Annotated in this window: 16 protein-coding genes; 1 reads left to right on the plus strand and 15 read right to left on the minus strand. The window is 53.4% G+C overall.

Annotated elements, in window-relative coordinates; all coding sequences use genetic code 11:
* Positions 1-9: 9 nt before the first annotated feature.
* The 15 genes from GSVR_RS00750 to GSVR_RS00820 all read right to left on the minus strand — a co-directional run bounded on the left by GSVR_RS00750 (position 10) and on the right by GSVR_RS00820 (position 12,070).
* Positions 10-933 carry a CbbQ/NirQ/NorQ/GpvN family protein gene (locus GSVR_RS00750; protein WP_012468348.1) on the minus strand — a complete coding sequence of 308 codons (924 nt, stop codon included), beginning with the start codon at positions 931-933 and terminating at the stop codon, positions 10-12.
* Positions 923-1,336, minus strand: coding sequence for a TSCPD domain-containing protein (locus GSVR_RS00755; RefSeq protein ID WP_173201714.1), 414 nt, complete (start codon positions 1,334-1,336; stop codon positions 923-925). The genes GSVR_RS00750 and GSVR_RS00755 overlap by 11 nt, the downstream gene beginning before the upstream one ends.
* A gap of 99 nt (positions 1,337-1,435) precedes the next feature.
* The gene (locus tag GSVR_RS00760; RefSeq protein WP_173201713.1) at positions 1,436-1,705 is read right to left on the minus strand and encodes a hypothetical protein; all 270 of its coding nucleotides are present in this window, start codon (positions 1,703-1,705) and stop codon (positions 1,436-1,438) included.
* The gene (locus tag GSVR_RS00765) at positions 1,702-1,902 is read right to left on the minus strand and encodes a hypothetical protein (protein WP_173201712.1); all 201 of its coding nucleotides are present in this window, start codon (positions 1,900-1,902) and stop codon (positions 1,702-1,704) included. The genes GSVR_RS00760 and GSVR_RS00765 overlap by 4 nt, the downstream gene beginning before the upstream one ends.
* A gap of 84 nt (positions 1,903-1,986) precedes the next feature.
* A complete protein-coding gene (locus GSVR_RS00770; RefSeq protein ID WP_173201711.1) occupies positions 1,987-2,961 on the minus strand; it encodes a PD-(D/E)XK nuclease family protein in 975 nt (324 codons plus the stop codon).
* 12 nt (positions 2,962-2,973) lie between these two features.
* Positions 2,974-3,138, minus strand: a complete 165-nt coding sequence (locus GSVR_RS00775; protein ID WP_173201710.1) for a hypothetical protein — start codon at positions 3,136-3,138, stop codon at positions 2,974-2,976.
* Between the two features lie 124 nt (positions 3,139-3,262).
* Positions 3,263-4,219: a hypothetical protein gene (locus GSVR_RS00780; RefSeq protein ID WP_173201709.1), complete on the minus strand. Its 957-nt coding sequence runs from the start codon at positions 4,217-4,219 to the stop codon at positions 3,263-3,265.
* 113 nt (positions 4,220-4,332) lie between these two features.
* The gene (locus GSVR_RS00785; protein ID WP_173201708.1) at positions 4,333-4,752 is read right to left on the minus strand and encodes a single-stranded DNA-binding protein; all 420 of its coding nucleotides are present in this window, start codon (positions 4,750-4,752) and stop codon (positions 4,333-4,335) included.
* Between the two features lie 519 nt (positions 4,753-5,271).
* Positions 5,272-5,673, minus strand: coding sequence for a hypothetical protein (locus tag GSVR_RS00790; RefSeq protein ID WP_173201707.1), 402 nt, complete (start codon positions 5,671-5,673; stop codon positions 5,272-5,274).
* 21 nt (positions 5,674-5,694) lie between these two features.
* Entirely contained in the window at positions 5,695-7,179 is a 1,485-nt protein-coding gene (locus GSVR_RS00795) for a conjugal transfer protein TraH (protein ID WP_173201706.1), read from the minus strand.
* Positions 7,180-7,219: 40 nt separating this feature from the next.
* Positions 7,220-8,059 (minus strand): conjugal transfer protein TraF, encoded by an 840-nt coding sequence (locus tag GSVR_RS00800; protein ID WP_173201705.1) that lies wholly within the window; start codon positions 8,057-8,059, stop codon positions 7,220-7,222.
* A complete protein-coding gene (locus GSVR_RS00805; protein ID WP_173201704.1) occupies positions 8,056-9,522 on the minus strand; it encodes an HD domain-containing protein in 1,467 nt (488 codons plus the stop codon). The genes GSVR_RS00800 and GSVR_RS00805 overlap by 4 nt, the downstream gene beginning before the upstream one ends.
* Positions 9,519-10,892 (minus strand): type IV secretory system conjugative DNA transfer family protein, encoded by a 1,374-nt coding sequence (locus tag GSVR_RS00810; RefSeq protein WP_173201703.1) that lies wholly within the window; start codon positions 10,890-10,892, stop codon positions 9,519-9,521. Before GSVR_RS00810 ends, GSVR_RS00805 begins: the two co-directional genes overlap by 4 nt.
* Complete coding sequence (locus GSVR_RS00815) at positions 10,867-11,577, minus strand: hypothetical protein (RefSeq protein ID WP_173201702.1); 711 nt, start codon at positions 11,575-11,577, stop codon at positions 10,867-10,869. The genes GSVR_RS00810 and GSVR_RS00815 overlap by 26 nt, the downstream gene beginning before the upstream one ends.
* Positions 11,564-12,070: a lytic transglycosylase domain-containing protein gene (locus tag GSVR_RS00820; RefSeq protein ID WP_173201701.1), complete on the minus strand. Its 507-nt coding sequence runs from the start codon at positions 12,068-12,070 to the stop codon at positions 11,564-11,566. Before GSVR_RS00820 ends, GSVR_RS00815 begins: the two co-directional genes overlap by 14 nt.
* A 111-nt stretch (positions 12,071-12,181) precedes the next feature.
* Between GSVR_RS00820 and lexA the strand changes: the two genes are divergently transcribed.
* Positions 12,182-12,784: a transcriptional repressor LexA gene (gene lexA, locus GSVR_RS00825; RefSeq protein ID WP_173201700.1), complete on the plus strand. Its 603-nt coding sequence runs from the start codon at positions 12,182-12,184 to the stop codon at positions 12,782-12,784.
* The last annotated feature ends 1 nt before the right edge of the window (position 12,785 follow it).

The raw sequence follows: 12,785 nt of genomic DNA on the forward strand, positions 1-12,785 counted from the left end.
AAGCACCCCCTATCCGCCGAAGACGCGTTGCGCCAATTCGTGCAACGCCTCGCGGCTTTCCGGCTCTGCTCGGTACCCGAGAGCACGATCGAGAGCATGGATGATCGGGTTTTTCCCTTCGGCAGACGCTGGGCGGAAGAGATACACAAGCTTGGCCCATCTGACGAGGGTTCTGGTGGAGAAGGTAACTTCTATTTCCCCTTTGATGAAGAGTTTGCGGATTTCGTTGGCATACGATACCAGCGCTTCCCTGACCGTATCAGCCAGGCTAGGCATGGCTTTGGCCAGAATCTGTCTTTCCTGGACTTCGTCAGGGTAGTCGACTTCAACCATCCAGAAGCGATCCAGAAATGCGCCGTTCTGCCGTAAGGTCCCTTGATAGAGACCTGAGCGATCACCGCTGCCGGCGGTGTTGGCTGTCGCAATGAAGCGAAAGCCCGGTGCCGGCTTGATGACTTCACCACCCTTTTCCGGAATGGTGAGGGGTCTTCCTTCTACGATGCCGTTCAAACCTGCTGCAGTGGCGGGATCGAGCAAGTCGATCTCGTCCAGCAGGAACCAGTGACCTTCCTTCATGGCCATGGCGAGCGGTCCGTAGACGTACTCCATCGAGTTGTTGACGATTACGTGATGCCCCACAAGTTCCGGGGTTTCGAGTCTGCTGTGCCCTGTGACGACCATGACCGGAATATTGAGCCGAGCCGCGGTCTGCAAAACAATCGAAGACTTGCCGCTGCCAGTAGGACCGGTCAGGTACAGGCCGTCGTTGGCGCCCATCATGTACCAGGAAAGTACATCCGACAGGATTTCCTTCCTGAACACATAGTCGCTGTCAACTTCAGGGATAAAGGGGTTGTCGGACTGAGGCCGACCTTCCACGCAGAGACTCTCTTTGACGGGAATATTGAAGATGTCCTTGATGCTATATTTCATGGTGATCAGCTCCTTGTCCGATTTGGTTAAGTGCCGCGAAGTCAGCTTCCTCGATGAGGTCGTTGAGATCGCGCCCTGTTTTCAGATGCTCCAAAACGATGCCTATGGATTCGGCAACGCAATTGAGGCAGGTATTGGCCCCGAGATGACAACCTATGCCGGTGAGAGCCTTGAACGCATCGGTTGGCTCCAGTCCCGAACGGAGACCGTAGGAGACCAGTCGAGCGATACCATCGGCCATGGCAGAACCACAACCTCCGGCCTTGCCGAAGCGGATGAAGACTTCCATTGGTGCAGCTGTTGTCGGGGACAGGGTGACGGTAGTGTAAATTTTCCCGCAGGCAGACCGGCGTTCGATGGTGAAGCCGGGAACAGCCTTGGGTCGTGGGATTTTAGGACTCATTGATGCCTCCTTGTAATGACGGCGGGGCACCTCTCCTTTGCGGAGATGACATGCATCCCGCCAAGGGTGATGGTTAATTTCGCTGTCCTATTAAGACATCTACGAGGGGGGAAGTAGGCGCCAGGCGGTGATGATTCTTGGCGAACCATTTACCAGGCGGGCCACGACGAAAACCCCCTTGTACCTGAATTTGAGTGGTTTCGTGTTGAGGAGAGGCAGAAGATGACGAACACCTTCGAGAGCTTCCAGAGGGATGTCACGTTCCAGAACCCGGTTGGCTCCGTGCAACGAGAAGTTGACATCATTCACAGCAGCATCAGACGGGCCAGTCTCCTCTTCCGTATAAATGGCAATGGTTGGCTCCGTCATCCTCGCACCTCCTCCCACCCCACAGGACGAACCTGAGGTTCAGGCGCTGCTGCGGCAATCATGAACATGAAAAGCATGGCCGCGATCAGCAACAGTGAGGCGATGGCATGCAGGGCCTCTTTCAGGTCTTCATGCCTTTTCTCACTTGAGAAGGATTTAAGGTCGGGGGGCAACGTGCCGGTACGATAGATTTTCATCAGGAATCTCCTTTCAATGGGGGCGCACGCCTCCAAGAATGGAGATTTCCCATGGGGAGCGTAACGCCCCCTTGTGGGGTTGGATCAGGCCGCCTGTGCTGCGAGCGGCATGAATGGTTTGATTTCAAGCTTCAGAAAGCCAGATTTCGGTTTCGTGACTTGATCATAGATATCCGGATACGAGTTCTTCAGCTTCTTGCCGTCGACGATTACCGAGTCTGACACTGATGTGACATTAACAAGGATACCGTCCGAAGCCCCTTTATACGCACCATTCACAAAAGTGAGGATGTCGTTTTTCAGAACTTCCAGACGAGTGTCGAGAGCTTTTTTCTGCTCGTTCAATTCCAGGTATGCTTTGCTGGCTTGATGGATTTCCGGAGGAAGTTCCATATCAGCCACATGCGAAGGGCAATCCTGGCGAAACGAGCAATAACCGCAGAGAATGCCTGGTTCCGTTTTAGGTGCACACTCGCCTCGCGTTGCCGAAAGGATGTGCTGAGCTTTTTCCATAAGCTGATTAAACACCAGCTTGTTGGGTGCATAGTTATTGAATTCCCGGTATGTTCCAGCATTGAGGTCAACCACTAGAATTGATCCGCCGATTTGCACTTCCGGATCGAGGGTGAGTTGCAGCAGGCCCATCTGGACATGCAGCTGATCCACCCAGGATGCGTAAGGTTCATCGGGGATGCCATCGGTCGACTTCATCTCCACGATGTGCAGCCTTTTAGTCTGCCGGTTCGCATAGAACAGAAAGTCAATGTGACACCTGATTTCAGGGATGTCCGGGTGACGTACTTCGACTTCTTCCTCGAAGAGGGCGCCGCCAGTCTTGAAAAACTCGGCATACATGGCTTGCGCAGCATGGCCACGGGAAAAGCGCAGGAGTGTCGAGATGTCGTGACTGGACGGGCATTGTTTGCCGAGAGCCGCTTTACGTGGGCAGCCGGCAATGTCGGAGGCTCCGACGTATCCGGTACGGTCACCAAGATGTGATGATTGTTTCTGCTGATGGGTCGGAATAGCACGTCCCAGAAATGCAGCGAGTTTGCTCATGGCTGTCTCCTTTCAAATCAGAAACGGCAGGGTCCCGACTGCGGTGAGCAGGGAACCGAAAATAACACCGGCAATGATTCTGGTGACATCGATGCTGATCTGTCGCTCCTTAATGGGCGCATAGACCGGTATCTGACAGCCTTTGATTGTTACGTGTTTGATGATGTGGGTAGTCATGATCTTGTCTCCTTGTCTGTGGGTTGTACCCGGCAGAGGAGACAAGACACCCCCGGTAGGGAGAAAGTCGTTGTCTCCCTGCTGAGGTAGGTTGTGAGTGAGGTTCAGTCTGTAACGTCAGGTGCTACCGGTACTGCCAGCATTTGCCCTTGCCGTCCCATTTGAAACCGTGGTCTTTCAGCCATTGGCGGGCTGAGGTGTCGTTGAAGTCCGGGAAGGCGGAGATCTCCGATTCATCTGAGGAGAGTTCCATTCTGATTCCCTTAGCCGTCAGATACCCGATGATCTCGGAAGTCGAAACTGGTTCGGCTCCGTGGGATGATGGGGTGCTGTCCGGTTTGTGACCCTGCGAAGTCCCGGAGGTAGTGCTGGTAGTGCCGGCACTGTTTCCCCCGTTGTGTTCCGTCTGTCCATAAAGGTCAGGATCTTCCTCGATGTCCTGGGTGAATATGTCCGAGGCTGCGGTTGAGGTAAGTACTGCATCCACCAAGCCGCGTTTCTTGGCCATCTTGAGACACGTGTTATAAAAATCTGCGGGATTATCGTGCTCCACCTTTTCTCCCTGGCGAGCGATCTTCCAGTTGCCGCTGTCATCCTTTTTTGCGCTGAAGCCGCGTCCACCAATGATCTCCTGAGCCAATGCCGGGTTCTCCTTGCGAAGATCCCAGTACTCCCTCGGTACCGGCTTATTTGTCAGTTCAACTGGCCCGACACGGAAACGATACTTGCTTTCCATGGTCGAACATGAACCGACACCTGTACCGAGACGCTGGCCTGCCGGTGAGTAGAGCGTCACCTTGATGCGATACTCACGATGGCCGAGATGCAGGTCGATGGTTTCCACTTCCACGTCGTTTGCCAGCCTGAAGGTAAGCATGAGCTTTTCGGCACCCGGTTTGAGAAGAACTGCTTTGTCTCCGCAGCCGGGAATGGTGCCGTAGTGCTCGCCTGATTTCATGACGTCACGCATGACGTATTGAATCAGGTTTACCTGGGCCTTCAGTTCACTGATGTTGACGGCGTGGTGAGTGAGGGATGAAGCGGTGGGACTGATGGGAATGATTTGAGCTGGTGCATGCATCTGTCTGTCTCCTTGTCTGTGGGTTGTGTCCGACAGAGAAGACAGACCAATCCCTTGGGGGATTTGGTAATGTCTCCCCGTAGGACTGTTGCGTTGTGGTTGCTGGTTGTTACCTAGAACGGATCGGTGTCATCGTGCGGAATGTCCTCATGTGCCTGGCTGCTTGATGGCTGGTCGTCACTCCCGTCAGGAATGCTGCCAGTCTTGCTACCCAGCATAAGAAGCTTGTCGCCGATGATCTCAGTTGTGTAGCGATCCTTACCGTCCCGATCTTGCCATTTGCGGGTCTTGAGTTTGCCGTCGAGGTAGACACTCTTTCCTTTCGACAGGTACTCGCCAGCTACTTCTGCGAGACGTGCATAGAGAACGATGTTGTGCCACTCGGTCCGGATCTCCCAATCGCCGTTTTTGTTCTTTACCTTCTCACTGGTCGCGAGTGAAAAACTTGCGACAGCGGTGCCTCCTGGTGTGTACCTGATTTCAGGATCACGACCCAGGTTGCCGATGAGTTCCACGCGGTTCAGACTTGCCATACTGCCTCCTTGTTGGTTTTCCCGAAACAAAGAGACAGATGTCTGTCCCGGAGGGAGAGAACAAAAAGTCTCCCGGTCGGGATGTGGTGAGAATATCCGCCGCTTACAAGGCTTGTCGCGGATTTTGAACAACAAAAAACCCACTCCGGCCATTGCCAGAACAGGTCACTGTTCTTCGTGATTATTGGTTGTCAGAGGCACGCGCTACATTGATGGGCGCACCTACAGGTTGGATTCAAGTCGTATTTCCCATACGACTGATCGAGGAAGACATAAGTCATTCCTGATGTCATCCGGAAAGGGGCAACTGCGGCCTTGTCTTTCCAGGTAGTTCATCCCTGCCGGGGGCATTTCTTCTTCGGGCTATCCGAAAAAGTCTATCCGGGGCTCAAAGGCCACACGGAGTCTCTTGAAAGAGTCTATAATACTGAAACGCTATCGATATTCCTCTTACAAGTCAAGAGGATTCACCCGGGACGACCCATTTGGCATCGTCCCGGTTCGACTGAAACAGAGTAATCATTTCTTGCCGGTTTCTACCCCAGGGACTGCCTGCTTCTCCTGCTTTTTGAAGGGGTGATCGAAGCCCCGGGGCGGCTTGTACGTGTAGTCGAGCAACTGGCACATTTCGGCATTCATGAGGTTGAGTTCTTCCTTGATCCGCCGGCTCCGGTCGATGTAGCTCTTCACTACCTCAAATGTCAGGGAATCCCTCCTCCCCATGTTCATCCGCATCTGGTAGACGAGATTATCGTTTGAGTTGAGAATGTTGATAAAGTCGCCGGTATCACGAGCGCGACAGAAAACAACACTTGTATCGTCCCGTTTCGCATTCTCCAGCTTTCTCGCCTGCCAGTCGACTTTCTTGGAAGCAGGAGGGGTGCTGTTACCCTTATCCGCCTTGGTATTCTTGTCTGCCATAATTCCTCCCTTTCATTGTTGTTAGATTCTGCCGGTCGCCCTCATGGCGATTCCTTTGCCGAACCGGTCTGATAATTCCGAAAACACTGTGTCGTCGAATTTCTTCATATTCTGGACGATCATTTCCACCGCATTGATCTCAGAAGCTGCATTGGCGTAACTCTGCTGGGCAACGCTCAGAAGTTGCAGCGTCTTTTCCTCAAGCGTCTGGATATGCTGCATACCTTCGCCGAGGAGTGCCAACTGGCAGGTCTCCGGCGAAGCCCCGGCTTTATTACCCTTCTGGGTAGACATGATGTTGCGGGCCATCTCCTGCAACTGGACTGCACGCCCAAACAGGTCGAGCAGCATGTAGTAGCCGTAGGCCCGGGCGGTCAGTTCTGCCAGTTTGCCGATGACCTCACCCTCGGTATTGGTGGCAGTGGCATTCTTGAGGATCAGCCCGACCGACAGCGGCGTACTCTTGAGGAACGCCTCCTCGTCGGCGGTAAGGGCGGTTTTCGATTTGATCTTGGTGGCGATGGACTGCATCTTGCCGGCCACGTAGACCATCAGGTTCTTGTTGGCATCGGTGATGTCAGCACAGGCCCCGGCAGTATCCCGTCCCTGGGCGGAGCCACTGATGAAGGAATCGAAGCTGTTGTTCTTGTCGCACGGAGGAATGTACTGGGCCTGGTAGGTGGTACCGGTCGTTGCCGGGTTCTGGATGACCACATCGCCGATGAAGCCACGCACCAGTTTGACGTACTCGCTGCTCATCCCTTTCTTGCCGGCCAGATTCTCCAGAACCGATCCATCTCCGAAGACCTGCAGAACTTCGGTCGGGCAGCCGGCAGTGGCACTGGTGGCCGAGGTCTGGGTCGTACCGGGAACGCCAGGCTTGTTGCCAGCATTGGTCTTCTGTTCACTCTCGAAAAGCTTGCTTACATCCTGATAGAGATCCTTGGCGCCACTCGACACCATGAAGTCGGTCTGGGCTGTTTTCATCTCTGCCTTCAGACTGTCGGACATGACCGACGAAAACGGACTGGCAGCAGTTGCCACCAATGCCTTGGCCGCCTTGCAATCGTTCAACTGCAGCGAGTTAAGCCGGTCGGTGATCGCTTCGAGGGTTTTGATGGTATCGGCAACCTGGGGCGCCAGGGTCTTCAGGGCGATGTCGAAGGCAGCCGCCGGAGCTGCCGACAGGATATTCTGGAGCTTCTGGACCAAGTAATCCACGTTCAGAAACGAGAAGCCGCCGAGAAACATGTCGATTCCGCCGCAACCGGACTTCAACTTGGGCAGTGAGGCCGTGAACAGATGGTCATCGGTGTTTGCCCACCGTGCAGAGAAACTGCCGCCAGTGTAGTAGCCACGCTTTGATCCTTCATAATAGCTGGGCGAAGTTGAGCTTTTCTGCTGCACCCAGTCATCGACCCAGCCAGACCAGGAAAGTGCCGGGTTCAAGGCAATGGTTGCCGCCAGGCAGGCAGCGATGGTTCGGGTCATAACGGTTCGTTTCACACTGACACCTCTTTTCTCTGTTGCTGTAGGACCAGTAGACTCATGGCCGCTCCGTTTCCTGAAGACGACGTTTCTTCACATCGAAACTGCCTCCCTTCTGAAATTCGTAGAGCGAATATTCCTCCGGAGAGATATCCCCCTTCAGGAGCCGTACGGCCCGGTATGCCTTGTCTTCGATCTCGTCGGCGGAAATGACGCCTGCCGAGACCGGCAGATAATCCTGATTTCCCTTCTGGATCAGGATCAGGGTCGGCGTGATCTCCACGCTGAATTTGGCGGCGAGTCCCGGGTTCTCAGCGATATTGACCTTCTTCACGGTCCAGCCAGTCTCGTTGGTGAACCAATCAAGGATGCGGGATTGCTCATCGCAGTAGCTGCAGTCAGAGCGCTGGAAGTAGATCAGGGCAAAGTCATCCCGGCTGTCCCGCAAGATACGCTGCCGCTCCTCATTGATCTGGGAGATCCGGGCCAGGTTGCCGGGGGTGGTGATCGGGTAATCCTTTTTCGTGGTCAACTCCGGGTACTTCTGCCAGACGAACTGTGCCACGTTGGAAAAAGCCAGCGCCTTCTTGCGGGCGATTTCCTGGACCTCGAAGTACTCCTTCACATTTTCTTCGCTCGGCTTCTGGACAGCCTTCTTCTTCAACGCCTCGGCGAACTCCTGGAACTGGTCTGGATGCATCTCCCAAACCTGCTCATAAGAATAATCCTTGAGCGATGGCGTACTCTTGGGCGGCTTTTTCTTCTTTTCCTGCTTTTCCACCTGCTTCTCAGGTTCTTTTTGGTACCACCACCAGCCCTTGGCCGAGTCGGCATAGTAGCCGGCAGAAGCGGTGGTCACGGAGAGTTGGAGAATAGAGGCCAGTATCAGTCTCCTCATTCTTTGCCCTCCGCCTGCTTTGGTCTGATGTCCTTGACTATTTTTCTCAAGACCGGGGGTTTGGTGCTTTCCAGTTCAGAGGTGAGCACACCAAAAGCATCGACCCGGAACGGGATCAGGAGTTTGTTGAATGACTTATCGTTATTCGACACGATGGAAGCATTCGTTGTGTAGTAAGCATTGGTCATGAGCTCCGTGGCAATGGCATCTCTGGAGGCACTCAGTTCCCAGACGACAGTATGGAGAAGATTACGTTTGGTTTCTTCATCAGCATCAGCCACCAGAACCATGGGATCGTTATCGCTTACCTGATGGATCACCTGCCAAAGCGCTTCTGGCTTCACATAGACCAACCCGTTCGGCAGAGAAACCGCCTGCCATTTGACCCCGGACGACGTTTTCTCCACCTGATTGATCAATCCGTGGATGCCACCAAGGATCGCATCGGCATTGAACCATGCAGGAAGCTTTATCTTCTGGGGAACGTACTTTCCCGATTCTGGAGACCCGAGCGGGTGATCCCATTCCTGCGAAATTTTTTCTGTAGCGACAGACACATCAGGTTGTGGCAGTGACTCAGCTATTGGCAGCGAACTTTCTTCGGAAGCCTTCACCTGCGCCATCTGCCCAAGAAAAGCCCCCATCTCATCATTACGAGACTCCTGGTCACACCGTTTCAAACAGGCCGTGAGAGGGTTGTTCGGCGTTATCTGGTGATGGTTGCGGATGATGCTGTCGAGTTCATCCCTGTTTGACAGCGCAACGTATTCCGGAATGCTCGCAAGTATGATGAGCGCTATTTGCGGATGATCTGCAGTCGAATAATACTGGCTGTGGAAAGAGGGAATTTTCCCGATGTCATGCGCCAGTGACACGATGAGGATCGTAGGTAGCATGATTCTTTCAGAGTTCTTTTCTACAAACTTGCGGGCAACCCCCAGGGAATGCCGATAGAGCGGTACGGTAGCCAATTGGGCAAGAGCTGCTGCCCCGTACGCCGAATCCGGATCAGATATCTGCTTGCCGACAGCTGCATATTTCTTGATTCCGACAACCGATGGGCATGTACCTTCCGAGTCGAGGATCTTAAGCAGATAGACGATCACAGTCTTGCGTTTCCCATTGATAAGCGTTTCCGGTTCCACAATGTCCCTGTAGAACTCTTCAATCTCCGAATGCCGAAATGTCGGTCGTGGAAATGCGGCTTCTTCCTCCTGTTTTGGAGTAGGTTCTCGCCAGAGTCGAGACAGATCAGTGAAGTGAACAACACGGCCTGTCCATACTGAAGATACCGTGGCGAGGTCGGTGCATGGCAGGTCATCATCCGGTTCCAGTTCCGAAATTGACAGTGGAACCCACGGTTCTTGCTCTACTTCAGCCGGACGCCTGGTTAAAATTCGCCACAGGTTGTAAGTGACCATCAGGAAACCGATAACGCCACAGCAGTAGAGCAGGATTATCATGCGGCCCCTCTGCTCATGGTTATGGAAGATGGTGCCGACGGGAAGACTATCTTCAACTGCGGGTCTCTGGCATCACGAGTCACACCCTTGTACCTACCGGAGTAGGTCAGCATGTAGAATTCCCTTGGTTGCAGCCCCAGAATATCCTGCACTTTCAAAATGTCCTGTTCCACTTCACGGGTAGTGACCTGGTTGGACCCGAAAATGCCGGTCAGCACGTTGCGCACGCCGAAATGCCGTACGACGTACTCGGATGTTTCAGCATCAGAACAGCGCATGAAGATCTTGGTGTTGGTGTTGTCAAGGATCGATTTACCGTATTCCTCGCCAATAGCGGCATATATTTGGTTCACGGACTGGGCGAAGGCATGCACCATCACGTCTGCTGACCCAGCCTTTGCGAAAAGGTCCTCAATGCCTTGGTAAAACAGGCTCTGGGCCTCATCTATGTAGATGGACAGCGGAGGGAATACTTTCTGCTTGTCAGAGAGATAGACCCTGCCGATGAAAGACTGGATCATCGACAGGAGGACTTTGCCAAGTGTTGTGGCTGCCTCCCTGGTAATCATGGTGCCGGTGTGCACGACCATGATTACCCCTTTCTTTCGTTCAAGTCGGCTGATGAAGCGGTTGCTGTCGGCCTGGCCGATAATCTTGCCGATGTTCCCGGAGGAAAGCTCCATCAAGCAGGTGCGTAATGTTGAAGACACCTTCGAGTAATACTCCTGGGGAGATTCAAGGATGTCCTGGATCATGCCGGCGTTTAGCAGCGCCTCGGGTGTCTTGATTTCCTGCAGTAGCCCCATTGTGCTGCTCAATGATGAACGGCGAATGCTTTGTCTGATAGCATCCATATTTTGCCTGGGAAGACGTTTTTCCCAATCGGCGATGATGATGTTGGCTGAGATGATGGCAGTTGTGATTTCCTTTGCAATGTTGCGGTAGAATGGCTCACGTCCGCCCTGGATGCCTGAAACGATATGGCCGACGAGTTCGTCCGGCATGAAGTAATAGGCCATAGGATCGATGACCGCTGAGTATTCCGGAAAAATCGGCGTTACCAGCATCAAATCCTTGAGCCTCTCCGCCTTGCGGGCAACCTCGAAGATCTTGGTGAAGATCTGCTGGTCACCTTTGGGGTCGAAGTAGACCACGCTGTTGCCTTTCATGATGTCCTGCTCAATTAGGTTCTCGCAGAGTCGCGTTTTGCCGACCCCAGTAGTGCCAAATACGAACATATGACGTTTTCGGTATTCATCAGGGATCGAAATCGGAACGATCCGTGTCGGTCGTTCCATCTGAACTCCGTTGCCGATGGAGGTCATGAATTCCGGGTTGGTGGTTTTATGGGGCGATGAGGATCTGAACATGTTCCCTCAACTCCTTTCCGACTTTATTGATAGAGGTCTTCGGTATCCGAACCGGCGTAACAACTTCACTGAATCCTCCTGCAATACGCCGTCGGCATTTGATCCCGGTAATGCCGGTCAGATCCTGAAGCAGCAGAGCCGGCAAAACACGAGATGTCCGGTTCAGGATGAGTCGAACTTTTGCAATGTCTCCTCCCACCATGACGGGGCGCACACTTGTCACCAGGAAGCTGCGCTGCTCACCTATGCGATAACGGGAACGTTCATGTGGCGGCTGATAGCGTAATGGGCATTCTCCGAACAGGATCAGCGGCTTAAGTAAGTCATCAATTTCCAGAGTTACGTGTAATGTCCCCCGGGAACCGATACGTCCCACGGCCCCACAAAAAACCCTCCCCTGAAGTTCCTGCAGTTTTTTTGCTTCCAGCAGGATCTGGCGTTTTTGCAGTTCCGCTTCGACACTGTGAATGATATGCCGGCGGAGCTTCTTGGGAATGTCCTTCAACTGCATTTCGACCGGGTGTCCCAGCTTGGGATAGGCAATTATTTCCAGTTCACCCTCTGCCCGGACAGTAACCGTCCTCTGAAAAGCTGCCATCAGTGTCCTTGCCACAGCGCATTCAACAGCATCGACTATCTCGTCCTCCGGCAATCCGTATTTGTGGAGAAGATCAGCGGACAGCATTGCCGAATACCTCATCCCATGGTGATTCGATCCTGGGCGTGCTGATAGCTGCGATGAGCGTCGTCGCCTGTGGTTTCGTATGCTCAGCGAGGATGCGATACACTTTTCCGGCGTAACGGTCCCCCTTCGACGGGGTGCGCGAGTTGTAACAACCGACAGCCCGCCAGGTGTAGCCATAATCATGGACACATTGGGCCAGTACCCAGGCTCCCACCTTTACATTCGTGCATGGCTCCCCCAGTTCATTCCATGTTTTGCCAAGCCTTTTTGCCCAACTGGAATTTATCTGCATCAGACCGTAATCGTAGGTCCCGTTACTGTTGCGATTGATCGCACGGGGGTTGAAGTTGCTCTCCGTCTTGGCAATGCTCCAAAGCAGTTGTGGCGATATGCCGTATTGACTCCCGGCCTCCTCGAAGCAGAAAGCTTTGGCCTGAATCGGCACGCAGGCAAGACTGATCATGAGCAGGCAGATGCCTGGTAATCGACACATTCGTTCCTCCTGACTGATAATCTTGTAGGGGGGAAGGTGGCACCGTCTTGACAAGAAGATAAGATCGAGAGTATATAGTGAACAGGTGTGCACTATTACAAGGAGAACACAGTGATCGCCCTTACTGAACGGCAACAAAAGGTTTTGGACTTCATTACCCGTTTTACGCAGACGCATGGATACTCACCGACAGTGCGTGACATCGCGGCTCACCTTGGTGTCAGCAGTCCTTCCGGGGTGAATCGACATCTCGAAGCTCTCGAAAAAAAAGGATGGCTCAAGAAAACAGGGGCATCCCGCGGGATAGTACTTACTTCACACGGAGGACAGTCTGTTCCCCTACCGATCGTTGGCACGGTTCGCGCCGGCCACTTACAACCGGCTATCGAAGATATCCAGGGATTCTTTACTGTGGATCAGCGGCAGGTTAAAGGGGATGGATGCTTTTTCTTGCGGGTGAAGGGTGACTCAATGATAGGTGCAGGGATTTTTGATGGTGATCTGGCACTGGTTCGTCCTCAACCGGTGGCTGAGAACCGCGACACCGTAGTTGTCATGGTGGATGGGGAGGCGACCCTCAAATGGTTTCACCGCGAACCGAATCGCATCCGCTTGCAACCAGCCAACCCCAATATGGAACCGATTTATGTGGGACCGGATAAAAATGTTTCTATTGTTGGCAAAGTAGTCGGAATTTATCGTCAGTTGGAGTAGT

It is taken from the genome of Geobacter sp. SVR, from assembly GCF_016865365.1.
Taxonomy (GTDB): domain Bacteria; phylum Desulfobacterota; class Desulfuromonadia; order Geobacterales; family Pseudopelobacteraceae; genus Pelotalea.